Origin of the sequence: Pseudidiomarina sp. PP-1MA, from assembly GCF_041200125.1 — a bacterium.
GTDB lineage: Bacteria > Pseudomonadota > Gammaproteobacteria > Enterobacterales > Alteromonadaceae > Pseudidiomarina > Pseudidiomarina fusca.
The window spans coordinates 569,715-593,674 of the sequence record NZ_CP165718.1 but is presented as its reverse complement, the minus strand read 5'-3'; the positions used below and the strand labels follow the sequence as shown (position 1 = coordinate 593,674).

Annotated in this window: 24 protein-coding genes and 2 pseudogenes; 13 read left to right on the top strand and 13 right to left on the bottom strand. The window is 46.9% G+C overall.

Annotated features, from left to right (window positions below; all coding sequences use genetic code 11):
* Window positions 1-6 precede the first annotated feature (6 nt).
* Both AB8S08_RS02775 and AB8S08_RS02770 read right to left on the bottom strand, forming a co-directional pair.
* Window positions 7-2,727 (bottom strand): putative bifunctional diguanylate cyclase/phosphodiesterase, encoded by a 2,721-nt coding sequence (locus AB8S08_RS02775; RefSeq protein ID WP_369743467.1) that lies wholly within the window; start codon window positions 2,725-2,727, stop codon window positions 7-9.
* Window positions 2,728-3,006: 279 nt separating this feature from the next.
* Window positions 3,007-3,261: a hypothetical protein gene (locus AB8S08_RS02770; RefSeq protein WP_369743465.1), complete on the bottom strand. Its 255-nt coding sequence runs from the start codon at window positions 3,259-3,261 to the stop codon at window positions 3,007-3,009.
* A 475-nt stretch (window positions 3,262-3,736) separates the two neighbouring features.
* Here AB8S08_RS02770 and AB8S08_RS02765 point away from each other — a divergent pair, with 475 nt between their 5' ends.
* The 4 genes from AB8S08_RS02765 to sugE all read left to right on the top strand — a co-directional run bounded on the left by AB8S08_RS02765 (window position 3,737) and on the right by sugE (window position 7,388).
* Entirely contained in the window at window positions 3,737-5,236 is a 1,500-nt protein-coding gene (locus AB8S08_RS02765) for an MBL fold metallo-hydrolase RNA specificity domain-containing protein (protein WP_369743464.1), read from the top strand.
* 120 nt (window positions 5,237-5,356) lie between these two features.
* Window positions 5,357-5,548, top strand: coding sequence for a hypothetical protein (locus AB8S08_RS02760; protein ID WP_369743462.1), 192 nt, complete (start codon window positions 5,357-5,359; stop codon window positions 5,546-5,548).
* Window positions 5,549-5,550: 2 nt separating this feature from the next.
* The gene (gene mgtE / locus AB8S08_RS02755) at window positions 5,551-6,894 is read left to right on the top strand and encodes a magnesium transporter (protein WP_114450947.1); all 1,344 of its coding nucleotides are present in this window, start codon (window positions 5,551-5,553) and stop codon (window positions 6,892-6,894) included.
* Between the two features lie 176 nt (window positions 6,895-7,070).
* Window positions 7,071-7,388 (top strand): quaternary ammonium compound efflux SMR transporter SugE, encoded by a 318-nt coding sequence (gene sugE, locus AB8S08_RS02750; protein WP_313933484.1) that lies wholly within the window; start codon window positions 7,071-7,073, stop codon window positions 7,386-7,388.
* 92 nt (window positions 7,389-7,480) lie between these two features.
* Here sugE and AB8S08_RS02745 read toward each other — a convergent pair whose 3' ends face one another.
* From AB8S08_RS02745 to AB8S08_RS02725, 5 genes are all read right to left on the bottom strand, one after another.
* Entirely contained in the window at window positions 7,481-7,906 is a 426-nt protein-coding gene (locus AB8S08_RS02745; protein ID WP_369743460.1) for a hypothetical protein, read from the bottom strand.
* 30 nt (window positions 7,907-7,936) lie between these two features.
* A complete protein-coding gene (locus tag AB8S08_RS02740) occupies window positions 7,937-8,416 on the bottom strand; it encodes a YbjN domain-containing protein (RefSeq protein ID WP_369743459.1) in 480 nt (159 codons plus the stop codon).
* A 132-nt stretch (window positions 8,417-8,548) separates the two neighbouring features.
* Complete coding sequence (locus tag AB8S08_RS02735) at window positions 8,549-9,061, bottom strand: hypothetical protein (RefSeq protein ID WP_369743457.1); 513 nt, start codon at window positions 9,059-9,061, stop codon at window positions 8,549-8,551.
* Between the two features lie 81 nt (window positions 9,062-9,142).
* Window positions 9,143-10,363 (bottom strand): pyridoxal phosphate-dependent aminotransferase, encoded by a 1,221-nt coding sequence (locus AB8S08_RS02730; RefSeq protein ID WP_369743456.1) that lies wholly within the window; start codon window positions 10,361-10,363, stop codon window positions 9,143-9,145.
* A 105-nt stretch (window positions 10,364-10,468) separates the two neighbouring features.
* On the bottom strand, window positions 10,469-12,364 hold the full coding sequence (locus AB8S08_RS02725; protein ID WP_369743454.1) for a polysaccharide biosynthesis protein: 1,896 nt from the start codon (window positions 12,362-12,364) through the stop codon (window positions 10,469-10,471).
* A 590-nt stretch (window positions 12,365-12,954) separates the two neighbouring features.
* Between AB8S08_RS02725 and AB8S08_RS02720 the strand changes: the two genes are divergently transcribed.
* From AB8S08_RS02720 to AB8S08_RS02690, 7 genes and pseudogenes are all read left to right on the top strand, one after another.
* A complete protein-coding gene (locus tag AB8S08_RS02720) occupies window positions 12,955-13,311 on the top strand; it encodes a hypothetical protein (RefSeq protein WP_369743453.1) in 357 nt (118 codons plus the stop codon).
* Window positions 13,312-13,452: 141 nt separating this feature from the next.
* On the top strand, window positions 13,453-13,614 hold the full coding sequence (locus AB8S08_RS02715; RefSeq protein WP_369743451.1) for a hypothetical protein: 162 nt from the start codon (window positions 13,453-13,455) through the stop codon (window positions 13,612-13,614).
* 206 nt (window positions 13,615-13,820) lie between these two features.
* Complete coding sequence (locus AB8S08_RS02710; protein ID WP_369743449.1) at window positions 13,821-14,177, top strand: hypothetical protein; 357 nt, start codon at window positions 13,821-13,823, stop codon at window positions 14,175-14,177.
* A 141-nt stretch (window positions 14,178-14,318) separates the two neighbouring features.
* On the top strand, window positions 14,319-14,480 hold the full coding sequence (locus AB8S08_RS02705; RefSeq protein ID WP_369743448.1) for a hypothetical protein: 162 nt from the start codon (window positions 14,319-14,321) through the stop codon (window positions 14,478-14,480).
* A gap of 91 nt (window positions 14,481-14,571) precedes the next feature.
* Window positions 14,572-15,249, top strand: coding sequence for a hypothetical protein (locus AB8S08_RS02700; RefSeq protein ID WP_369743447.1), 678 nt, complete (start codon window positions 14,572-14,574; stop codon window positions 15,247-15,249).
* A 66-nt stretch (window positions 15,250-15,315) separates the two neighbouring features.
* Window positions 15,316-15,426, top strand: a pseudogene (locus AB8S08_RS02695) (transposase); the annotation flags it as partial.
* Between the two features lies 1 nt (window position 15,427).
* Window positions 15,428-16,054 (top strand): annotated as a pseudogene (locus AB8S08_RS02690) (IS3 family transposase); the annotation flags it as partial.
* Window positions 16,055-16,176: 122 nt separating this feature from the next.
* Here AB8S08_RS02690 and AB8S08_RS02685 read toward each other — a convergent pair.
* Complete coding sequence (locus AB8S08_RS02685) at window positions 16,177-17,385, bottom strand: sugar-transfer associated ATP-grasp domain-containing protein (protein ID WP_369743446.1); 1,209 nt, start codon at window positions 17,383-17,385, stop codon at window positions 16,177-16,179.
* Window positions 17,386-17,444: 59 nt separating this feature from the next.
* Here AB8S08_RS02685 and AB8S08_RS02680 point away from each other — a divergent pair, with 59 nt between their 5' ends.
* On the top strand, window positions 17,445-18,443 hold the full coding sequence (locus AB8S08_RS02680; RefSeq protein ID WP_369743445.1) for a nucleotidyltransferase family protein: 999 nt from the start codon (window positions 17,445-17,447) through the stop codon (window positions 18,441-18,443).
* An 8-nt stretch (window positions 18,444-18,451) separates the two neighbouring features.
* Here AB8S08_RS02680 and AB8S08_RS02675 read toward each other — a convergent pair whose 3' ends face one another.
* Both AB8S08_RS02675 and AB8S08_RS02670 read right to left on the bottom strand, forming a co-directional pair.
* Window positions 18,452-18,925 carry a lasso peptide biosynthesis B2 protein gene (locus AB8S08_RS02675; RefSeq protein WP_369743443.1) on the bottom strand — a complete coding sequence of 158 codons (474 nt, stop codon included), beginning with the start codon at window positions 18,923-18,925 and terminating at the stop codon, window positions 18,452-18,454.
* A gap of 20 nt (window positions 18,926-18,945) precedes the next feature.
* The gene (locus tag AB8S08_RS02670) at window positions 18,946-20,691 is read right to left on the bottom strand and encodes an ABC transporter ATP-binding protein (protein WP_369743441.1); all 1,746 of its coding nucleotides are present in this window, start codon (window positions 20,689-20,691) and stop codon (window positions 18,946-18,948) included.
* A 125-nt stretch (window positions 20,692-20,816) separates the two neighbouring features.
* Between AB8S08_RS02670 and AB8S08_RS02665 the strand changes: the two genes are divergently transcribed.
* Entirely contained in the window at window positions 20,817-21,803 is a 987-nt protein-coding gene (locus AB8S08_RS02665) for a hypothetical protein (protein WP_369743439.1), read from the top strand.
* A gap of 26 nt (window positions 21,804-21,829) precedes the next feature.
* On the opposite strand, the gene AB8S08_RS02660 is transcribed toward AB8S08_RS02665, so the two are convergent.
* The 3 genes from AB8S08_RS02660 to AB8S08_RS02650 are packed head-to-tail and all read right to left on the bottom strand — an operon-like array spanning window position 21,830 to window position 23,955.
* Window positions 21,830-22,723: a sulfotransferase domain-containing protein gene (locus tag AB8S08_RS02660; protein ID WP_369743437.1), complete on the bottom strand. Its 894-nt coding sequence runs from the start codon at window positions 22,721-22,723 to the stop codon at window positions 21,830-21,832.
* Window positions 22,716-23,654, bottom strand: a complete 939-nt coding sequence (locus AB8S08_RS02655; protein ID WP_369743435.1) for a hypothetical protein — start codon at window positions 23,652-23,654, stop codon at window positions 22,716-22,718. The genes AB8S08_RS02660 and AB8S08_RS02655 overlap by 8 nt, the downstream gene beginning before the upstream one ends.
* Window positions 23,655-23,673: 19 nt before the next feature.
* A complete protein-coding gene (locus AB8S08_RS02650) occupies window positions 23,674-23,955 on the bottom strand; it encodes a PqqD family protein (protein WP_369743433.1) in 282 nt (93 codons plus the stop codon).
* Between the last annotated feature and the right edge of the window lie 5 nt (window positions 23,956-23,960).

Here is a 23,960-nt window from a genome sequence, read left to right as displayed (position 1 = left end):
CAACCTTTAACTTTCAAACAAATCGTCTAGGGGCACTGGCCGGCCAAAATAAAAGCCCTGCATATAATCACAACCTAGCTCAGTAACAAACTCAGCTTGTTGCGGGGTCTCCACCCCTTCTGCCACCACTTTAAAATTCAAACTTTGCGCAATTTTAATCACCGAGCCAATCAACACTCGGTCACTGCGATGGGTTTTGATCCCAGCCACAAAACTCCGATCAATTTTTACTTTATCCACCGGCAAACGGCGCAGATAACTCAAGCTGGAGAAGCCGGTACCAAAATCATCTAACGAGATGCTGATCTGCTTATCACGCAAGCTTTGCAAGATATCCACCGCATAGTCGGTGTTCTCCATCAAGATGCTTTCGGTGAGTTCTAACTCTAACCACTGCGGCTGACACCCGGTTTCTTCTAACGTACGCTCTAAAAAGCCTTTAAATTCGCTGCGGTTAAAGTGCAAGGTACTTAAGTTAACCGCTACCTTACATGGCCCATATTGCTGCAATTGCACCGCCGCCTCACAGGCCCGTCTAAACACCCACTCACTTAACGGAATGATCTGGCCGGTCATTTCGGCTAAAGGAATAAACTCCGACGGCGGAATAAAGCGCCCAGGTTCACGCTCCCAGCGCAACAAGGCTTCGTAGCCCACCGTCGCGGTATCGCTACAGCGCACAATCGGCTGATAATGCAAGGTTAACTGATTGCGTTCAATCGCCTCCTGCAAGCTCGAGCGCATCGCCGCCGATGATTTAAACTGCAAGCTCATACTTTCTTGGTACACTTGCACGTGATTATGGCCTTGGCGTTTGGCTTGGTGCATGGCCATATCGGCCCGCTGCACCAACTCCAATGGCGCATATTGGTCGTCCGTTTGATGCGCCACGCCAATGCTGGCAGTTAAGTATATTTTATGGTGCATGATCCGATACGGCTGTGCGACGGCCGCTAATAACTTATCCGTCAACTCTTTGACCGCCCGTTCATTGTCATGCACTTTGTCGGTAATGATTAAAAACTCATCACCACCAAACCGGCCTAAGATAGCCTGCTTACCAACCACAGCTTCTAACCGCTGCGCCAGCACTTGGAGTAAGCGGTCACCCACTTGCAAGCCCAAGCTATCGTTGATGTAGGTAAAGCCATCCAAGTCGATAAACAACACTGTTTGCTGCTTATTTTTATGAAACCTATCCGCTAACACCTGCTCACTGGTGGTGCGGTTAAACAGCCCGGTCAGGGCATCATGCTCGGCCTGAAACTTCAGTTGCCGGCCCTGCAACACCAACTCGCGGTTACGCTCTACCGTCAGCGCCATCATCAGCACCAGCAAAATCCCCGCAAACACCACCAACACCTCAAGATTAGCTCGCTCTTGCAAATCGCTTAGGTCTACTAGGTAGGTTTGAATCGGGTTACCTGAGGTGTTGTAGTCTGTTACTAACGCACTGTCATACAAAAACAATGCCTTACTGGCGAGGTAGGCTCTTTGCTCATCGCTGATCCAATACCCCGCATAGTCAATCAACACGCCTCGGCCAAGCATGGTGTACGCGGTAATAGGCGATTCCATAATGCGAGTTTGCGGAGCTAGCATCAGCGGCACGTCAAACACCGCCAATAACGAAAAGTGTCGCTCCGGCTGTTCTTGGTGCGGAGGATGCGATTCAGTAAATTCCACCGGCAAACGCACAAACAACAAGGTTCCATCAGGCGAGTTATCCCGAGAGGCAACCAACATTTCAATCCGGGTTAAACTCGCAGCTGCACTCACGCGCAAATAGGGGTCGATGTTCCACAGATGGGTGTAATGGCTGTCGCCGTTTTTATTCTGCTCCCAAACCACATCTGTCCCTTCAAGCAGCATCATACTTTCAAGGAAATCAATATCTTCCAAGTAGGCTTTAACATCTGCGTCCATCAATTGATCATGATGGCTGGCAGGATAGTCACTCCAGCGCTCGGCCATCCGCTCGAACGTCCGCAAATGCTGCGAACCTAGTGAACGCCTACTCTCATTTAAATTCTGGGCAACCTCACGACCTTGCTCACGCAAGTTATTCATCTGGTTATGAAAGGTGAGTAAACCAAAGCTGGTTGCGGCGGCTAAACCTAACAAGACCATCCCGGTAGTCAAAGTACTGACAGGAGGCAGGTACTCATGCCCAGCACGGCTGGCATTCCACACCGCCAATGCCGCCAGCAACACCAGCGTACAACTAATCAAACTGCCAATCGGATGCCGCGCCAGCAACGGCTGCTGATAATAAAAATGCAGCACTATCATGGTTAACATGCCCAGCGCAATCGGGGCCGCCAGCAACGCTTGCACGCGCATCGCCACCCGCCCACGTAACCGCAGCGCTAACCACAGCGACAATAGCCCCATCAAGCCGTGCGTAATCGGATGCACCTGCGAATCGTAAGGATCAATCACGGAGCCAAACAAGCCGTTGGCAGCTACCACCACCCCAATAACGGCAAACGCCCGCGACAACCAAGGCTGCCACGAGCGTTTTGAATGCAAATCAAAGGTAAGGAGACTCAAGCCATTAAACACCGCACCTAATAACAACGATGAGCTCATGGTGTGGTACAGCGGCAACTGGGTCGGTTCCCAGTAGCGATAGCCCAGGATAAAAATCCCAGCTAATAGCAGTGAAAGCGACAACACCAAATGCGTCACTGCGCGTGCTTGTTGGTCTACCTGAATTATACGCATTCGGTAATCCTGCTAGTCTAATTATTCTTATTATTATGGGTAGCGCCGTCAGCTCATCACATCAGCATTTACGACATAAGCTTATATAACCATAAGAAGATAACCATGACTAGTCGGATTAGCGAGTTTGCCAACAAAAACCAAAAGAATCCTGATGAAGATTGAGATAACTAGCTTAAAAGTAATAGAGCAGATTTTAGATGTGTAACTACCGTGGGCATACCTTGCGGATAGCCTCATGAAGTCGCCTTAATGCAATAACTAACGCGAAAACTAGCTTTAATGCGCTAGAATACTGATATGGAGCCGCTTAAAGATCGAAGCTGAGCGTGGTAACACCCAAAGCTTACCATTGCGATCCCGAAACACCGCGTGGGTCAGAATCGGTGACCGTTCCATTTCCATCATGGCCCGACGCAAGGCTTGACCATTCGATTCACTGCTTGGCACTCCAATATCAGATAATTTTTCGTCACCGTTATATAACGATATCTTGCGGTGCCTCTTATAATGACTACTCTCACCAGCTGTCACTGCTTGTTCCCCCATGTCCGTACAGAAAATAGTGCTTATAATTGTAGGTAGTATGTAAAGATTACGCTATAAATCATTTTCGATATAGTAGGCTCAAAATCGTAACGATTTGTTGCACCTTGGTTAATTTTTAAAGAATAAGGCACGAAAGGGTTAAAAAACAATCGGGTTTTATACGAAATCGTTGTCAGATTGGGGATGATTTGAGCGTCCGTTATTTTAACAGTGTAAAGGTTTTGGTGAGGGCTTGTTTATTTGGAACTTAGCGGGGGCTTAATCGGAGCTTGTTCGGAGTTTGCGCTAGCGCATAAAAAGAATTAGAAGAGGCAGCAGTGCGACCAAAGTATGGATTACGGAGTTCGAACAAGGTGCTGCCTCTCCTAATACAAATAGGCTACCTGAGAGATCGGCTATTGTCAGTAATTTTTTTCTGGTCTAGGCTGATTTTTCGCTTATAACTCAAGGAGAAATGTAAATGGATATTACACATCATGGTGCTCATGAAGGGGTCACGGGTTCTTGCCATCAACTTCACCTCGATATCAAAGGTAGCTCCAATCCATGTTCCGTGTTGATCGACTGCGGTATGTTTCAAGGGATGGATGCTAAACGCCATCAACTTAATCAACAAATGCTAGCGGTCGCCGAACAAGAGGGCACGCTGGGTTACAGCGACGTTGGTGGCGGCGTTGGCGGAGCTGCTGGAGCTGGTGGTGGCGTTCGCGGTGCTAGCAGCATGAGCAGCCGAGATAGCAGCGGGCTTGGCTTTAGCATCGATACCATTGAAGCTTTGGTGCTCACTCATTGCCACATCGACCACGTTGGGCGCGTGCCACAGCTGATCACCGCCGGCTTCAGCGGCCCTATTTACTGCACACCAGCCACCGCTAGTTTGCTGCCGATCGTCTTGAGCGATGCATTAAAATTGCAGCTCGGCCACAGCAACCAGCAAGACGACATGATTGACCACCTGGTGCGCCGCATCCAGCGCCAAGTCATGCCTATCGCTTACGATCAATGGTTCACCCTGCCCTTTAGCCGCGATCAAATCCGCTTACGACTGCGCAACGCCGGCCACATCTTAGGCTCTGCCTACGCCGAGTTTGAGCGAATCGAAGACGGCTTTCGGGTGGTCTTTTCAGGCGACCTCGGCTGCAAAAATACGCCCTTGCTACCCGATCCGACCCCACTCGAATACGCCGATATCTTAGTACTAGAAAGTACCTACGGCGACCGCCTGCACGAACCGCGCGAACATCGTCAAGCACAGCTCAAACAAGTCATCGAGCGGGCCCTTGAAGATAAAGGGACGGTACTTATTCCGGCGTTTAGTATCGGCCGCACCCAAGAGCTGCTGTACGAACTTGAAGATCTGATCCACAGCAACGCCGATTGGGCCAAGATGACAGTGATTTTAGATTCGCCGCTAGCATCGCAATACACCGCTATGTATCGACGCCTGCGCCAGCAATGGGATGACGAAGCCAAGCAACGTCTGGCCGACGACCGCCATCCGCTTAATTTTGAACGGCTGCACATCGTTGAAAGCCACGAACAGCACGAACAACTGGTGGAACTCTTGCGTGATAGCGGCACCCCAGCGATTGTCATAGCCGCCAGCGGCATGTGCAGCGGTGGCCGCATCGTCAACTACCTGAAAGAGCTGCTGCCCGATGCCCGCACCGATCTGATTTTTGTCGGCTACCAAGCCGAAGGCACCCCCGGCCGCGACATCCAACGCTACGCCGAACAGGGTCTCGGCTCCGGCAGTTCCGGCTACGTGGTACTAGACCACCAACGCATCGCCATCAACGCCCGTATCCATACCCTTGGCGGCTACTCAGCCCACGCCGATCAGCGCGAACTGGTCGAATTCGTACAAAGTGCCCAGCGCCCTATCCCCGATATCCGCCTCGTACACGGCGAACCCGCCGCCAAACGCGCCCTGCGCGCCGTTCTAGACAGCTTCGATTGAGCCGAAGAAGGACTTGCGGCCCCAGCTACGGAGCTGGGGCCGCAAGTCCCTCCAAGTCTCTCCCGATGCTCGCAAACTTCTGCTATCCTACCCACCACCACCCCGCAGCGAGCACTATCCATGGCCAAATACATCACACTGAACATTAATCTTGAAGACGCCCCTTACCAAGTGTCGCGCCAGCTGTTGGTGCCAGCTAAAATCGATTTATACCGGCTGCATTACTACATTCAGCTAGCCATGGGGTGGACCAATTCCCATCTGCATATGTTCAAGACCGCAGCCTGCTGGCGCCATGATGTGAGAGAATAGACATGAAGCTCCCAATCATTATTGATCATCTACGCCACGCGCTAGAAACTCATCAATTCGATGCGTTAGCTAAGACACTAGATGACGTGCACCCAGCTGATTTTGCCAGTGCCCTAGAGCACTTTATCCTCAGTGACCTGTGGTTGCTGATGGGTACTCTACCCACGGCAACGCAAGCTAAGATTTTCGCGTACTTAAGTGAAGAAACACAGCAACAGCTTGCTCTGCAAATCGGTCGCAAGCACTTGGCTAGTATTTTTAAGCAAATGTCAGCTGACGAACGAGCAGACTTATTTAACCGCCTCCAACAAGAACAACGGGATGTTTTGCTACCTGCATTGTTTCATGCTGAACGAGAAGACTTATTGCGACTATCGGCCTACCAAGAAGGAACAGCCGGTGCCATTATGACGTCTGATTATGCAACACTTCCTGACCATGTCACGGTCCAACAGGCACTCGACATATTGCGTCGCGAGGCGCCAGATAAAGAGACCATCTACACCGCGTATGTGGTGAACACCCAGCGAAAGCTCATTGGTGTTATTACCCTACGTGAACTTATCTTAGCACCGGTAGGGGCTCTGATTTCTGAACTGATGAACCATGACCCGATCTTCGCCAGCGTTCATACATCACAAGAAGAAATCGCCGCACTCATTGCTCGTTACGATCTGATGGCACTGCCTATCGTCAATGACGACCAACACATGATTGGTATCGTTACCTATGACGACGCCATGGATGTTGTTGAACAAGAAGCCACGGAAGACTTTCACAAAACCGCCACCATTGGCAAACTCGAGAGTAGTGTGAAACAAGCCAGTGTCACGTTACTCTATCGAAAGCGAGTGTTTTGGCTGGTTGTCCTAGTATTTGGCAATATTTTTTCAGGCGCGGGTATCGCCTACTTTGAAGAGACCATTTCAAGTTACTTGGCTTTACTGTTCTTTCTCCCTTTACTCATCGCTAGCAGTGGTAATGCCGGAGCTCAATCTGGCACCCTAATGGTCCGTGCATTAGCTACCGGTGATGTCAGTTTAAAAGATTGGAGTTACCTCCTCGGCAAAGAGTGCTTGGTGGCATCGCTACTAGGGTTAACCATGGCTGCCGCCGTATTTGGTTTAGGTATCTGGCGTGGCGGCGCCGACATAGCCGTGGTAGTGACCTTAACCATGGTACTTGTAGTACTAGTAGGAAGCCTGATTGGGCTATCGTTGCCCTTCTTGCTGAGCCGATTCAACCTCGACCCTGCCACCGCAAGCGGTCCGTTGATCACCTCCATTGCCGACGTTACCGGCGTGATCTTGTACTTCTCTATCGCCGCGTGGTACCTCAATCTCTAACTTGAAGGCTGGTGCCGGTGGCGGCGCGGACGGTGGCGTGGCACAATCAAACCTTAACGCCCCAACTGGTTAATTTTTGGGTGGTGCCAACTATACTGCCAAAGGGAGGACGACCTCCCCCACTTTAGGAATAAATGACTAGGACGACCTAGCACCTTTATATTTCGGAGGGCTCAATGCCTTGGATCTATCTTCTCATTGCCGGTGTACTTGAGATTGTGTGGGCTTACACAATGAAGCAGTCTCATGGCTTTAGTAGGCTCATGCCATCAGTCATTACGATTGTTGCAATGGTGGCCAGCTTCGGGCTGCTAGCCGTTGCCATGCGAACCATTCCACTTGGAACGGCCTACACGATTTGGACAGGGATAGGGGCTGTAGGAGCTTTTCTTGTCGGTATTGCCTTTTTGGGCGAACCCGTCAACGCAACGAGAATCATTGCGGCAATCCTCATTGTTTCAGGGCTGATATTAATGAAGCTATCTAGCACCTGACAATTAACAGCAGGAAGTGGCGCTTGAGGAACTTGCAGACCCACCTCCGGCCCCGGCTCCGTAGCTGGGGCCGCAAGTGGCTCACCCGCAAATCAACCTCCTTTGCCACAAGGAGAAGAAACTAATGATAGCTTAGGTTTGACCTCTTTCTCTGGGTCATCGGTCTTAATACTGTGTAAATGAACGGAGATGGATATGCTGCAGGCGGTCGTCACTACAAAGGTTGTAGAAGTCCCTGCAGACAAACTGTTGTATAGAAACACCGACTTTTTGTCCTTGGATATTTCTAAGTCAAAGCTATTAATATTTTCCTCAGCTTCAATAAAAGTGTCACCGCCACTTAATCCAACAACGCCAACACTACCGTAAGGTAAATAGAGATGAACCACAGAACTTTGGGCTTGGGCTGTCGTGATTTCGTAAGGACCAACCAACTTCACAATATCGGGGATCCTTTCAACGGTTTGTGCGAAAGCAAAGCCGGGCGTCAAAAATAATAAGGGAATAAGCTTTTTCATTTTGGTTCCTTGTTTTATCGATAGTTTTTACTATTTAATGAGATCGTCAGAGTCCCGTATGGCAGTCCCTCTCACCACCAATTCAAACAAATTAAAGGAGTTCATAAATGCATGGGGAATGAGTCCGCCCTCATAAGGCATTTGGTAATCAACAATTAACTTTCCCTTCATGAGCTGATAGCGCGCAAGTATCAAATCGCTATTTAGCTTGTTGAAAAACTTCAGTTGGTCGTATTCGGATGCTCCTTCACTCAATCCAAACATACTAATGAAGGTGATAATTTTCTTGTCCTCATTTACCTGCACATATATTTTCACAGCGCCGCGATCAACTAGGATGTCTCCATCCTCATCAATCTTTGGCTTCATAAAAGCCGCTTCAAAAATTTCGCTCAGTCGTTTCGCCGTCACTTCGTTTTCATCAAGCACGGATTGAGCCATACTGTTATGACTAAACAAAGCAACGGCAGCAGTAATAAAAACAGTTGCAAATAACTTGGGTAAATTCATCAGATCTTCCTTAATCAATTAAAATTAATTAAAATTAATTACCACATAAATTTTTTACATTATTTAAACAAAATAGTATAGAACTTATCCTGATGCAACAACTAATCTTATTTTTTAAGGAATAAAAAGAATTTAGATAAGAGACACTTGCCAACATGACTGAAAATAGCCACCGGCATTTTGCAACGTGGTATGGGCGAAGCTATTTGGCATAGCTAAGAGCACCTCAGCTACAGCTTTGGCACCAAGAAAGCTCAAATCATCAGCAACCTGCTCCGCGTAAGATTGCAGTGCACTGCCTTCCAACGCTACCCCTTCGTGCAACGCCCGACAAAATGCTGCTGCATCTGCATCCGCAATGGGCGATTCGTCCACCCAGCTAGCAGGATTCGTAAGCCAGTCATCAATCATTAACCAAGATTGTGTCGCGGCTTGCTCACAACAAGCCAAACGCTCTTGAACCGTTGCTAAGCTCGTAGCCTTCAATAAGTTTTTGTACAGTCGATTATTGGTAACTAACCGCTCTTTATCCTGCGGCTGAATCGAACCATCAAATAACACCTGCGATGACATTGCCAGCGATTCGATAACGTCTACTGCTGTAAGGTGATGGCTTGGGTCAAAACTCAGCTCCAGAAACGACAAAAGCGGTATCCGATTAAGATACCGCTTTTGCTGATGAAGCGCTAGCGCTTGAGGAACTTGCAGACCCAGCTCCGGCCCCAGCTACGTAGCTGGGGCCGCAAGTCTTTCTTTCAAAAACCGGGCAATCCTGCTGATTGCTTCATGTAGGTCATCAATTTTGGGTAAGAACACCATGCGGAAGTATTGGTTGCTGGCAAGGTTAAAGCCGCTACCTGGTACGACCAAGACTTTTTCTTGTTGCAGTAATTGCATGGCAAAGTCTTGATCGTTTTCTATAGGATAAAGTTCAGGATCTAAATGTACGAATAAGTACATGGCTCCTTGAGGGCTATTTACCGAGACTCCAGGAATCGCATTAAGATGCTCGACCGCAAAATTGCGTTGTTCATATAATCGCCCTTCTGGTGCACATAAAGCTTCTATCGACTGGCTACCGCCCAAAGCTGTTTGAACGGCAAGCTGCGCTGGAACATTGGCACACAGCCGCATACTTGAAAGCGTCTCTAACGCATTAAAAATATCACCGGCTTGATCTACCGCACCACTGATGATTAACCATCCAGACCGAAACCCGGCTGCTCGATAAGCTTTTGATAAGCCGTTAAAGGTAAAACAAAGCACTCGCGGGTTAAGTGCAGCTATCGAAACGTGCTCAGTTTCGTCAAATAATACTTTATCGTAAATTTCATCAGAGAACAGAAGTAACTGATGAGTTTCAGCAATGTCTGCGATGGCTGTTAGTAGAGCTTTACTGTAAACAGCACCCGTTGGGTTATTCGGGTTAATCACCAAAATAGCACGTGTCTTTGCCGTAACCTTGCTAGCAATGTCTTTAACGTTTGGGGCCCATTGATTTGCAGGGTCGCATTGATAGTAGACCGGCTTGCCACCAGCTAAGGTTACTGCCGCAGACCAGAGCGGATAGTCTGGCGATGGAATGAGCACTTCATCATCTGGATTCACAATAGCTTGAGTCACCAAACTTATAAGTTCAGAAACGCCATTCCCCATAAAGATATGCTCATGGGTCACCCCTTCAATGCCCTTACGTTGGGCTTCTTGCATGACCGCTTTACGAGCCTGAAATAAGCCTTTGGAATGGCTGTATCCCTGCGCATGAAATAGATTTTCTGCAATATCGCTAACAATTTCTTGGGGGGCGTATAGCTCGTATGGCGCCAGGTTACCAATGTTGAGACGAATAATCGGATGTCCTGCTTTTTCCAAACGTTCAGCTTCTTGCTGCACAGCTCCTCGAATATCGTAACGAATATTCTGCATTCTCGTTGCTGGAGTAACCATGTATCTATCCTTGTTCAGAGTAAAGTGAGGAACTTGCAGACCCACCTCCGGCCCCTGCTACGTAGCTGGGGCCGCAAGTCTTTCAACTGAGTTTTTCAACTCAAACTAACGATGTAGCCACAACAAATCATTCACCTCACTTTCAGTAGGTGCGTACCCGCAAGGGGCGCTGAGTAACAGCGCGCGTAGTTCATCAATTTTGAAGTTCTGACAGGCGTCGTCCAGGGCATCCAGCAACGCAGACATTTCATCCCAGGGTAAATAGGCTTCTTGGGCTTGGCAGATACGTGGGTGGGCGCAGTCGATGACATTATCGCCGATCAGCAGTTCTTCGTAGAGCTTCTCGCCAGGGCGCAGGCCGCTAAAGGCTATCTCGATATCGCCATGGGGGTTACTCGAATCACGCACTTCAAGGCCGGATAAATGAATCATTTTACGAGCTAAATCGACTATTTTCACAGGATCGCCCATATCCAACACAAACACCGAACCGGACGTTCCCATGGTACCAGCTTGGATCACTAGCTGAGCGGCTTCAGGGATGGTCATAAAGTAACGAGTGATCTCTGGATGGGTGACGGTAACAGGGCCACCCTCGGCTATTTGCCGTTTAAATAGAGGTACTACGGAGCCAGAAGAACCTAACACGTTACCAAAGCGTACCATGCAGAAGCGAGTCGCTACGTCAGAGCGTGACGCGAGGCCCTGCAAGACTAACTCTGACAAGCGTTTGGTGGTGCCCATCACATTGGTGGGGCGCACCGCTTTATCTGTAGAAATCAGCACAAACTGTTCAACGCCTGAGGCAATCGCTGCTTCCGCAGTATGCCAGGTGCCGAACACGTTATTACGCACGCCTTCTACCATGTTAAATTCAACCAGCGGCACATGTTTATAGGCCGCAGCATGGTAAACCGTTTGCACTTTAAAAGCGCGCATCACGGCTTCAACCCGGTTGCGGCGCTGTACCGTGCCTATCATCGGATAAATCGGTACTGATAAGCCCAAACGCGCAGACATCGCACGGAGTTCGTTATCGATGCTGTAAAGGCCGTACTCGCTAAGTTCGTAGAGTACTAATGCGGCTGGCTTTTGTTGCAAGATCTGACGACACAGCTCAGAACCAATCGAACCACCGGCTCCCGTAACTAAAACCACTTTGCCACGAATATGCTGCTGCATCAGCGCTGGCTCTGGGTCTACCGGGTCGCGGCCCAATAAATCTTCGATGTGAACATCTTGCAAGGCATCGATGGCTAAATCGCCATTCACCATATCGGCCATACCAGGTACCGTTTGTACCAGTACGTTAAGCGATTCTAATGATTCTAGAATTTGTTTACGCACCGAACGTGGTGCAGACGGCAGCGCCAGTAGAATGCGTTGTATGTGTGAGCAGCGCACTGCTTCAGGCACTCGAGTCGGGTCGATAACAGGGATACCCAGAATCGTTGAGCGCTGCAGGGTTTTGTCATCATCGACAAACACTACCGGATGAAACTGCTCGCCATTGATCAATGCCTGTGCCAACTGGCGTCCGGCCGAGCCAGCACCATAAATCATCACACGCGTTTTACGACGGCTCACCATGCGATGATACATTTCGCGCATGGCCAACCGGCTACCACCTATCAACAGTAAACTCACCAAGCCAAAATTAACGATGGCCTCGAAAGGTAAACTGACACCAAACAAATGTACCAAGGTATACAACCAGATGGTTGCTACCAGCACCCCGGCAAAAACCAAACCCAGAGCTCGGATACTGACATAGCGCACCACCGCACGATACAACCCTAACCTAGTAAAGACCGCCAACGAGCCAACCGCTAAGCCTACGTATACCCCGGCCCACTGCCATAAATGGCCCGGCATATTCAGGCTAAACGACAAACAGTAAGCAATCACTAACGCCAGCAGTAGCGCCGCAGAATCGACAACTAAGCTAATCACTCGTTTCACCGAGCGTGGAAGTTGCAAAAGTTGACTAAGCAGGTTCACGTGCAATACATCCTAATTGTGCAGAAAGGTAGCTCCAACACCATAGGCAATCCGCTGCCTTGGTAGGTAAAACATTGGCGCAAGTATAGCTTTGTTAACGGGGTGTTACAAGGATTTGCAAAGTAAGAAAGGAGTTTGGGGCGCATAGGAGTAACTAGCACCAATGACCTTGGCCAGTTTAAACGAGCAACATAGCTTGTCATGGCTAGTTGTTCGATGCAATTTCTTCGATCAAAGTTCGACTACTCTTCAATGAGTCGGTATTAAGTTCAATTCGATTACTATTGTTGACGAGTTACATACTGCAATGATCATCGGGGACCTTTGATTCGTTGGGCAAATAGACTTTAACAAGCCCCCAAAGGTTTTGCTGGACCGTCTTAAGTAAACAATAGATAACACATTAACATTCTGCTCTGAATGGATGTTTTAAACGAGACTAGCCACCGTGTTTTCTGCGGCGAAGAAGAAGGGCGTGCGGTTCTTAGGTGTAGGAGTTCTATACCTCCCGACTTTTTACGTTTTATAGCCTCTCACTTGAGGAAGGCTCCCGTGGCTGTGTCTTATTCCCAAACCTAAAACATGTGCACATGGTTGCACGTGGTTTAGGTTTTTCCGAATCGGAGCATTCGTTTGCTCGGTTTCTGAGACCAGGCTTAGCAGCCTCCTTTATTCGGCCCTTGTTACCGCGATACTTTGAGAAAGCGGAAGCCGTGTTTGCTGACGTGGTAGCTCAGATAGCCCAAGGTCACGCCGTCGATTTACTGGACAGCCTTGTTGCACCGCTCACCACTAAACCGTTCGTTATCGGGCGTAAAGCCCAGCTGTTCTTAAAGTCACGCGGCGGTGCACAAGCGAGCGCAATACGCTATAGTGTGGTCGAAACCGCCAAAGCCAAAGGCCTGATGCCGTTGAATTACGTCACTTTAGTAAAAGGGCGAATTTAATTGTTGGCAAGTAAGTTATTCTGACTTAAATTAAGCGTATAGACAACACAAGTTACTTAAGGTAACCATTTTTTGACTCTATAACCGACACATCAGTAGGGTGTTGGTTTTCAATTTTTATACAAACAAGAGAGCACGAGAATGAAAAATCTTTGCAACGAGTTCAATGCGAAAGTTAGTGCCGAAGCTACTGACAAGAAAATATGGCAAACGCCAGAGGTGATCGATTTTTCTGTAGATATGACCGAATCGAAACCAATTATCGACACCATCGAAATTGACCCTGATTTTGGAGCGTCTTAAGTAAACAATAGATAACACATTAACATTCTGCTCTGAATGGATGTTTTAAACGAGACTAGCCATCGTGTTTTCTGCAGCGAGATAGAAGGGCGTGCAGTTCTCAGGTGTAGGAATTCTATACCTCCGGACTTTTTGCGTTTTATAGCCTCTCACTTGAGGAAGGCTCCCGTGGCTGTGTCTCATTCCCAAACCTAAAACATGTGCACATGGTTGCACGTGGTTTAGGTTTTTCCGAATCGGAGCATTCGTTTGCTCGGTTTCTGAGACCAGGCTTAGCAGCCCCCTTTATTCGGCCCTTGTTACCGCGATACTTTGAGAAAGCGGAAGCCGTGTTTGCTGACGTGGAAGCTCAGATAGCCCAAGGTCACGCCGTCGATTTACTGGACAGCCTTGTTGCGCCACTCACCACTAAACCGTTCGTTATCGGGCGTAAAGCCCGGCTGTTCTTAAAGTCACGCGGCGGTGAACAAGCGAGCGCAATACGCTATAGTGTGGTCGAAACCGCCAAAGCCAAAGGCCTAATGCCGTTGAATTACGTCACTTTAGTAAAAGGGCGAATTTAATTGTTGGCAAGTAAGTGATTCTGACTTAAATTAAACGTATAGACAACACAAGTTACTTAAGGTAACCATTTTTTGACTCTATAACCGACACATCAGTAGGGTGTTGGTTTTCAATTTTTATACAAACAAGAGAGCACGAGAATGAAAAATCTTTGCAACGAGTTCAATGCGAAAGTTAGTGCCGAAGCTACTGACAAGAAAATATGGGAAACGCCAGAGGTGATCGATTTTGCTGTAGATATGACCGAATCGAAAACATTGACCGCCCCCACGGAACATTCTATTTTTGGACCACCGTCTTAAGTAAACAATAGATAACACATTAACATTCTGCTCTGAATGGATGTTTTAAACGAGACTAGCCATCGTGTTTTCTGCAGCGAGATAGAAGGGCGTGCAGTTCTCAGGTGTAGGTTTTTCCGAATCGGAGCATTCGTTTGCTCGGTTTCTGAGACCAGGCTTAGCAGCCCCCTTTATTCGGCCCTTGTTACCGCGATACTTTGAGAAAGCGGAAGCCGTGTTTGCTGACGTGGAAGCTCAGATAGCCCAAGGTCACGCCGTCGATTTACTGGACAGCCTTGTTGCACCGCTCGCACAGTTGATCGGTTCTGATATTCTGGGATTGCATTTGCCTACGCGGGATAAATATGACTTTTTAAGTGAAATCCACCGCACCGAGCAAATGATTGAACACCTGGCACCAATTCGAAAGTTAAAACAGGCCGATGTTAGTGCAGGCAAGTTGCTCGAGATTATTAATCAGTCGCTTAAAACTAATGGGGCGATTACGCCCTTTATTGACAAATTCAAACGTTTAGCTGAGCAAAACGGCAAGAGCGTTGATGAATTACAAGCAAGTATATTTTTTCTTGCACTAGGGTCGACGACACCTGCGGAGCTTGTGGGGCGTTTTATCGCCACGCTGGGGTGTGAATTTAAAAGTAAAGAAATTCAAGCTTTTATAAATTTAGACACCGACAGCAAAGTAGTTGCGAATCTAGTTCGGATTTTCGGCAATACGCAACGTCTTGTTCGATACAGTACCACTGAACGATGCTACAAGGCGGTGTAATCCCCCCGAAAAATCGGAGCAGTTATAAGTAGAAAATTCCGTTAAACTAAAACGAAGGAGTTTTCTATGCGCAAATCACGATACACAGACAGTCAGATCTTAGCGATTCTGAAGCAAAACGAGAATGGTGTCCCCGTTCCAGAGCTTTGGCGTGAACACGGTATGAGCCATGACACCCGACATCAAAACTATTCGCAATAGTATGATACGCCAGGGCCTTGTACCTAAGGCTGCACGTGAATTTAAGGTCACCACGGACAGTAAGCACAATCAGCCTGTGGCGCCAAACTTGCTGGAGCAAGATTTTACGGCAAGTGCTCCGAATCAAAAGTGGGTTGGCGATATCACGTATTTATTCACTAGTGAGGGCTGGCTGTACCTAGCGGTAATCATCGATTTATATTCACGCTCGGTTGTTGGTTGGTCGATGAGTAACCGAATGACCGCAACGTTGGTGTGTGATGCTCTGAAAATGGCTTCATTTCGCAGAGCCTTTCCCGAAGGGATCATTGTTCACAGCGACCGAGGTAGTCAATATTGTTCAAACGATTATCGAGATTTAATTAAAAAACATAGACTTACTCAGAGTATGAGCCGAAAAGGAAATTGTTGGGATAATGCCTGTGCCGAAAGCTTCTTTCACTCATTAAAGGTCGAAGCCTTGCAGGACGAGCCCATCATGGATCGAGAAAATATGCGCCGAGCAGTCTTTGAGTACATCGAAGTTGATTACAACAAGACAAGAAGGCATAGTGCTATTGGCTATCTCAGCCCAGAGAACTTTGAATTAAAAAATAGTGCTTAGCAAAGTGTCCACTTTTAGTGGTACGGATCAGAATGGCAAGGTCCTAGCTAACCCCACAAGCGATTGCTGCTCAACGTGGCAACCTGTGAACAACGGGTGAGACATGACACATGGAGGCGGGGCTAAACGCTTGGGCTACGTTGGGGTAGCCCCGCGCAACTCACCATATCCAAGTAGTCACCGTCAACTAGACCACCGCGGCCTTGCGTTTGTAGAGCGCTCGTCCCCCAATTTAAATTACCCTCAATTAATATCGGGCCCTGAGGAGTCAAAGCAACATCCCAACCAACTGACTTTAAATCAGCAACTACTGCATGAGCCCGAATCGCTAAAACAACAAGATCAGCCCAACACGGTAACGTAAAATTGTCTAACTCCCCAACACGACCATCAGTAACGTCAATTGCATAAGGCTTCACAAATACTTGATTCAGAACCGGAAGTTCGAGATTAGCTCGCCACGCCCTAAAACCTTTGGTGGTTCGCAACGTTACAATGCGAATCACCACTAAGTCATGATTGTCGTAGAATGGCGTTAAATCTGGGTGACTCACGAGTTTCGGTTGCTTTAAATAAGAGGTCGAACACAAAGCCTCATTCAAATAGCTCCGTATTGCCGTTAAGCCCTTGCGTTGAGTTTTACCATCTTTACTTCGCAAATGCGCTTCGCCACATTCTGTCCACTCGATTATAAGACAGCCTTTTGCTTGTGATGATATTTCCGGCTTAAAGAACAGCGCTGGTCCCGCTGCCAACTTCACAAGAGTATCAGACGTCACTTTCTCAGTCGGTATCACGGCAAGACCGGCCTGCGCCATTGCCTGCGCTAACTCCAGCTTACTTGATATTATTGCCGACGAACGCTTGCTATACCCCTCCTGCAATACCATATGCCAATGCGGTAGCACTTGGTTTGGTACATATGCCCACCAATCATTACGCGCTAGCTCTGCAAAATTTAACGAAGAAAACGAAACCGGAGCCAAGCCGCGCAAATAGGCAAAGAATGATTGCTTCATATAATGAAGAAATGTTAAGCCTGTTAAAGGCTGGTCGACTGATTTTGAACATCGCCTTTTAATCAAATGCCGAGTGTAAAACCATGGCCCCCAAATGAAATACCAGACCAACAAACTATAGATAACACCGAATACATATAACCATCGAGGAATTTGCGGCCACGCTTGAAGAAAAACTTTTTTGTGCAATTTATAAGCACTCATGTTTAAATCAGCCCAACCCATTGGAACGAAAAAGCGCCAGCTTATCAATGTATGCGGTATTGTTCTTTTTATAATACGTTGGTAAAAGAAATTTAGAAATTTACTCAAGGCAGTCAATCCACTTAAAATGGGTTAAATACAATAAAAATCGCTAAAGGCACTCCAACTTGGTCAATTTTGTATCACAACTATCTCACCGCTTAACACACTCAGGATCTCATGAAGCAGCCAATCCGATAGATCCTGACTTTATTACTGCGTTAAAATACCACCAGCTAGTGTCGGCGGTACAAGAAGTATTACCGCTTCCACAGCTCAAAGAATGGCAATTTCACAACCTTAAGCGCACCAAAATACAACTATTAGCCAAGCAATACCTGAGTGATTTTTTTAACCAAAACGCCGTTAAATTTAAATGGTTAAAGGGCCAGGGTTTAGCCGAAAAGTTATACCCAACGCAGGCATCTCGCTACGCAAGCGATTTAGATGTGCTCATCCAAAGCAGAGACGCGGTTCTTACCTGTGCCGTAAAACTTATTGCTGAGGGCTGGACGTATTCCAATAATGCCAATAAAAACACCCCCAACCACCTTCAGCAGCATCTTAAATTATACAAGGATATTCCATTATCACACCCTACGTTTGGCACACTCGAGCTGCACTATCGCGTTACTGCAATACCCACGCCGTTGGGTACAGCCTACGAAGCATGGATCTGGCAAAATAATCAACAGAACTTAAGTGCCGAAGAATTCTTGTATTTATGCTATCACGGTACAACAACTGCGTATCATCGGTTAAAGTGGCTCTACGATATTCATCTTTACATTACTGCATGGTCAAACGAAATCGATATCAATGATCTGTTAGCTAAAGCACATAACTTAGACTGCGAGCGCCCCTTATTACTTAGTTGGTATTTGGCCCACCAAATATTTCAAACCTCGTTACCAGAAGTTGTCCAAATTAAAATTCAACAATCACCGTTAATTCGCTTTGCGGCAAAACGCGTTATTACCCATGCGAATCAATGCAGCGGTCGAAAACCCCATACTGCATATCGGCTTGAACGCCGATTGTTCTGGTATTTCGCTCATAAGACGCATCAACATCGCTACCAAATAGGCCGTCATTTGGCTATATTGGCCTGGCAGCGATTCAAATAGTTTCACACTTATATGGGCTTAGCCAAGGAATGCACAAAAGTTGAAACAATCGTAAACGAACGGTGCCCTTCTCTGCCTGTAATCACTGCCTTTCCCGTACAAAGCCATGCATGCGCTTTCATGGCCCCGGTCTCGTCTTTGCGCACACCTAAATGCACCACATACGGAATACCATATAATCGACACCAGCAAGCTCCAACTAAAGCTTGCACCAAACACTTGGATTCCCATGGCGTAAACCGAGCAGCAAGTTCAACCGCTCTGCCAATTTGCCAAGCGCGCTGCAACTGCCGATCACTAGTCAAAACACACAACTCCGTATTCCCCCAATGCTGCCCAAGCACACCACGATACCAATGAAACGGCAACACCAACACCGCCGCCCGAAATAGGCCCGTTAATGGCCACATCAAGATAAACCACAGCTTTTTGCGCAGCGACATCTTAATGAAGAAAGTTTGAAGCTTGTTCAACACCGCCATGAATGATCTCTTTTCATTGTTTAACCTAAATGAATTTGGTTATCGGCAAGCTCATTAATCGATGCTTGATGTGATATAACAATTACCGTTAATTTGCCACGCAAACTCTGAATCGTCTCTTTTACCAAAGCTTCATTAGCCTGATCTAAAGCATTCGTCGCCTCGTCCAAAATAAGCAATTGGGGGTTACGCAAAAGTGCTCTTGCTATGGCTAATCGCTGGCGTTGACCACCACTTAACTGCCGCCCATGATCGCCCACCCGAGTATGCAAGCCTTTAGGTAGACTTTGTACAAAATCCCAAGCTGCCGCATCCCGCAACGCTCGTTCTATGTCAATGTCCGAGATATCATCGCGAACCCAAATTAAATTGTTGTAAATTGTGTCGTCAAATAGTAAGGGCTCTTGCACCACATAGGCGACGGAATGACGCCAAGCTAACGTTTGCATCGCATTTAACACAATATTGTCCACCACGAGTTCACCGGCGGTAGCTTGCTGCAGACCCGCAATTAGATCAGCAACCGTGCTCTTGCCTGAACCCGATGGCCCTGTTAATGCTGTTATTTTATTAGCTGGAATGACACACGAAAACTGTTGTAAAACTGGTTCATTAGCACCATTGTATTGGAACGTGACATGACGTAACTCACATTGCTGAGTGATTTGCACAACATATTTAGTGGCATCAACCGCTGCTAGTTCCGGCTCCTGCGCTTGCTGCAATTGTTTTACTACAGCGCGGCCATTAGCACTTGCCGGAATAGCATGCAACGCTTGCTGCACCGTTTTCTGCACACTCGATAACAGCGGTAGCATACGCGCAAGAATAACCACCAACACGATTAACTCAGCGATTTCACTACCGATAACCGTTAATGAAATATAGAAAAACGCGGCCACTAATAGCGCTGCGATAATCGTTAACAGCCACGTTGTCACGGCATTAATAAGGGTCAATCGAATCTGCTGCTGTTCCAGACGTTCACTGGTATGAGACAGGGCCTGCGCAAAGCGATCTTCAGCACCAAATAGCTTAATCATTCGTAAACTATGTAAGTGCTCACTTACCGCCTTAAATAAGCGCTGATTCTCACGCAACTGCGTACGACCGCTTCCCAGTGTTCGTTTATACAAGGGTAACAACAACACCGATGACAACACCGCAAACAGCAGCGCCATGAAGCTCATTTGCCACGACACCACTAGCGCCACTACAAAAAAGCCAATCGTAAGCAAAAACTGCGACAAAAACTGAAAAGTAAGTTGGCTTAAACGCCCTATTTGGCTCACTTGTCCATTTAAAAGGTAACCCAAGTCAGCCAGAGAATAACGGTTCAAAACGCTCCACTGAGTACGCATAACCAAACGATACATCGTTTGTCGTAACACATGCGTGTAGCGTTGCTGTACCGATGCACTTAACGTCATATTATACGCACGAAGCGTTGCCACTAAGGTAATCAGAGCGACATAAACCACGAGCATCGACACTAAATTTAAAGGGATATGTAACGTCTCAAAAATCGCTGCAACAACTTGGGTGATTTCATGATTTGAAGCGGTCTCACCAGCAAAACCGAGCACGCTTAATAACGGCAAAATAAAAAGAACGCCTACGCCAGCAGAAAGCGTTTGTGCCACCATGAGTAGGACAATTAACGAAATACGCTTTGGAAATGCACGAAAGAAGTCTAGAAAATAGTTTTTCGCTTCGGTTACTGTTTGTCGTGCCGACAGTACTGGTAATTGATGATATCCTGACATGCCCTGTCTTTATTTTTTGATAAACAAGGATTCCACTATACGATACCTTGCGTTTACACTCCATCTACAATCATGTCTTTTATGTACCACCACAAGGCACTTATGTATAATTAGGTACACAAATTATGACACAAGAAAGGAACGACGTGTTTTCTTCACAGGTATACGGACAATATATTGAAAGCGATTTCATACTACCTGGGCTGGCTCCTGCATATAGTCAGAACAACACGACGTTAAAACGGCAAGTAATAAGCCTAGCCCACACCTCTTTTCAACAGCCAGCGCAGAATAAACGAATTTACGTCAGGCTTAATCATGGTATTTATCGCTCACCTGAGTATCCAAATCACTTATTCGGCACAGTAGACCAACTAGGTAGCTTTAAACTCACGCCGTCCAGTGTAACACTTGCACCTATCGATAACCTTCCGCACCAACACCTTATATCGTTCGCACTGGGTAGTGGGCTAGGGGTGCAGCTTTACTTACGGCAAATGATTCCAATGCACGGTATGGCATTTTTAAATTCTGATAACACCGCAAGTTTAGTTTTTGGTATGAGTGGCGCAGGAAAGAGTACCTTAACGGCGGCCTGCATAAGCGCAGGAATTCCTGTTTTTAGTGATGATATTTTACCTATCGAGCGACGAGACCATGAGTTATTTATTCATCCGGCGCATCGTCGATTAAAGCTATCACAACAATTAGTCACTGAGTTAACGATACCAAGCGAAAACCATCAACCTGTGAATCATTCAATAGAAACGGCCTATCCAAACACCGATAAAATAGGATGGGTGGCACCACAAGAAAGCTTTGCACACGAACCGGCTCGCGTATCACGCCTGTATTTATTACGTAAAGTTCGCCATCAAGAAGCAGGCTCTGTGAGCTCTCCAATGAGCCCTTTTCAAACAATCAACCTGTTACGATGCTTTGTATATCGCCCTAGGCTCATTCCCTTTTTGGGCTTAAACAAACTCTTTTTTGAACAAGCTTCTCTATTTAGCCAAACAGCTCAGTTACGCGACTTACACCTACCAGACATCAAATACTATTCGACTTTTAATGACTATGCTCGCGAGATTAAAGAGTTGCTTCAAGTTTAAACTTCAATCTTGTTGAGATTATGCCATTAAGGCAAATAGCCAAGCTCAGCCATCACCTCATTATGATTCTCAACAATGCGTTGAACTTGCTCTGGCGATAACGTAGTACGCCAATCACCAACAATGCCCTTACGAAAGAAACTCTCTACTCCAGGTGGTTTTTCACGGAAACCTGAATGTCGCTCCTTTTCCTGTAAGCGTTCAAAACGGGTCAGTTCAAGTGCAGCTTCTATCGCCTCTTGGTGGTGCGGTAGCTCCAAAAATCTCGCTATTTCCGTAAACGTATCCAGCGGATTAAGCCTCATATCCTCGTAACGCACAAGTTTCAAAGGAAGACCGGACTGTTGCCAGCTACGCACATGATCACTCCAGCGCCATAGCCATTGGCGTAGCTGATTCGCTTGCCCAATGCTAGTTTTGCAAAAGCCACCATCTTCATAATTCATTCGTGCAATCGCTTCATCAATCGAGCACTTTGAATGATTTGCAAATGAAATACATACATCCAATGGATTACGTACAATATACAAAGCCCCGCGTGTTACCTCATTTGGAAACATGGGCTGTTGAGCGCTTCCCTGACCAACCCAACTGTATGCATCGTGCGCCTTGTGATAGCTCAATTCTTCAGCCATTGTATTGACATAGCGATACGCATCAGGTCGCAAGGCATCAATTTCATCAGGATTAAAACCATCAAGCGAAAACCCTAACGCTTGTTCAACCCACTCACGGCCACTTGCTATTGGACCAGTGCGTAACTCGTTCAAATCAATGTCGATGGAATCATCTGCGCTTTTCTTAGCTTCGTCAGTATCGCCTGCCACTTTCTTTAAAGCGGCAATAAAACTGCGAGTCCAAGTATTACCAGATTTTGGGTACGAGGCTAACCAAAACAATTGCGCCGTCGAGCTACTCATTCACGGCCTCCGCATGGTTACCCAGCAGGTAGTTAAAAAGCCTCTCTGACATTTCATGTAAATTTTTAGAGATTTCTTTACTACGTGGACGTGCCAGTTGTAGGACAGGGACATTTCCACAGTGTTTGGCAACGAGCATAAACTGCAAACGCTCTAACCCTGCAAGGTTTGCAAATTTCTTTCTGAATATTTGGCGCTGCAAAGGCAGTAATTTATTAGCACCGTTTATGCTGTTAACTTTTAAATCCCCGTCACTATCTGAGTTTAGTATGACAATCAGATCGATTGGCTGCGGCTCTGCACTGAACGCACCCGTGAGTTGCCAATCATATTTTTCAACTTGAGGGCGAATTGCAGATAATTCGGATTGATCAAGCTCTAATGCAAGGGCCACATCTTTCCATACTTTCAACCGTGGTGAACCTGGTAACACATTGCCGTGCTCATCAAAAACTGCTAAATCGTCAGCTACTAATCGTGCTTTATGGTGCTTGATTAAATGGGCGGCGAATGAGGATTTACCTGCGGCGGAGTAACCACAAATTAAAGTTCGGAACCTTTGATCATCTATATGAAGGTGCACCACGTTGCCATGCATCACTAGGTGTTTACGCATGTTCAGCAATGGTCCAAGCACGGAACCCAGCAAAAAAAGCTCAATACTTTCGGCATCAGAGTTAGCATACGGTTGCACATCAATGGTGGCTAAATCGGTAGCGAAAAAACGCGCAACATGAGGCACATCAAGCCAAAACTGAGTTCTACCAATAGCCGCAAAAGCTGCACCGATCTCAAGTTCTTTTGGTGGATCTTCTGGCACATCAGCCAAACGAACATAAATATCAGCAACTTTTTCTGATACTGTTAACGGACCACTCAGCTTCAGCTCACTTGCAAGAACAACGCCGTAGATCTGGTATAAATAAGACATGGAACGTCCTTTTCTTAAATTAATCGAGCACTCGAATCAAGCCCCTTTGCTTCATGTCATCTAAAAAAATTACCACGTCTTGTTCGCATTGTTCTCTGCCTACATCAAATTCAGTTTGCAACCTCTCACATAATTCTTGAACGGTTAGCGGATTTTCCAACATCGTCCAGATCTTACTCGCCACGCCATTCAAACCGAGATAATCACTTTGATCGTCACTCATCATCACGACCTCGTCACCCATATGAGCAAACACCAAATCAGGATGACGTTGAACTTTATCTTGTAAATTTACAGCCACTGAAA

Excerpts from the sequence above, each read along its gene's own strand:
- AB8S08_RS02775 (WP_369743467.1), bottom strand. The coding sequence starts at position 2,727 with ATGCGTATAATTCAGGTAGACCAACAAGCACGCGCAGTGACGCATTTG.
- AB8S08_RS02765 (WP_369743464.1), top strand. The coding sequence starts at position 3,737 with ATGGATATTACACATCATGGTGCTCATGAAGGGGTCACGGGTTCTTGC.
- AB8S08_RS02760 (WP_369743462.1), top strand. The coding sequence starts at position 5,357 with ATGGCCAAATACATCACACTGAACATTAATCTTGAAGACGCCCCTTAC.
- mgtE (WP_114450947.1), top strand. The coding sequence starts at position 5,551 with ATGAAGCTCCCAATCATTATTGATCATCTACGCCACGCGCTAGAAACT.
- sugE (WP_313933484.1), top strand. The coding sequence starts at position 7,071 with ATGCCTTGGATCTATCTTCTCATTGCCGGTGTACTTGAGATTGTGTGG.
- AB8S08_RS02745 (WP_369743460.1), bottom strand. The coding sequence starts at position 7,906 with ATGAAAAAGCTTATTCCCTTATTATTTTTGACGCCCGGCTTTGCTTTC.
- AB8S08_RS02740 (WP_369743459.1), bottom strand. The coding sequence starts at position 8,416 with ATGAATTTACCCAAGTTATTTGCAACTGTTTTTATTACTGCTGCCGTT.
- AB8S08_RS02730 (WP_369743456.1), bottom strand. The coding sequence starts at position 10,363 with ATGGTTACTCCAGCAACGAGAATGCAGAATATTCGTTACGATATTCGA.
- AB8S08_RS02720 (WP_369743453.1), top strand. The coding sequence starts at position 12,955 with ATGGTTGCACGTGGTTTAGGTTTTTCCGAATCGGAGCATTCGTTTGCT.
- AB8S08_RS02715 (WP_369743451.1), top strand. The coding sequence starts at position 13,453 with ATGAAAAATCTTTGCAACGAGTTCAATGCGAAAGTTAGTGCCGAAGCT.
- AB8S08_RS02710 (WP_369743449.1), top strand. The coding sequence starts at position 13,821 with ATGGTTGCACGTGGTTTAGGTTTTTCCGAATCGGAGCATTCGTTTGCT.
- AB8S08_RS02705 (WP_369743448.1), top strand. The coding sequence starts at position 14,319 with ATGAAAAATCTTTGCAACGAGTTCAATGCGAAAGTTAGTGCCGAAGCT.
- AB8S08_RS02675 (WP_369743443.1), bottom strand. The coding sequence starts at position 18,925 with ATGGCGGTGTTGAACAAGCTTCAAACTTTCTTCATTAAGATGTCGCTG.
- AB8S08_RS02670 (WP_369743441.1), bottom strand. The coding sequence starts at position 20,691 with ATGTCAGGATATCATCAATTACCAGTACTGTCGGCACGACAAACAGTA.
- AB8S08_RS02665 (WP_369743439.1), top strand. The coding sequence starts at position 20,817 with ATGACACAAGAAAGGAACGACGTGTTTTCTTCACAGGTATACGGACAA.
- AB8S08_RS02660 (WP_369743437.1), bottom strand. The coding sequence starts at position 22,723 with ATGAGTAGCTCGACGGCGCAATTGTTTTGGTTAGCCTCGTACCCAAAA.
- AB8S08_RS02655 (WP_369743435.1), bottom strand. The coding sequence starts at position 23,654 with ATGTCTTATTTATACCAGATCTACGGCGTTGTTCTTGCAAGTGAGCTG.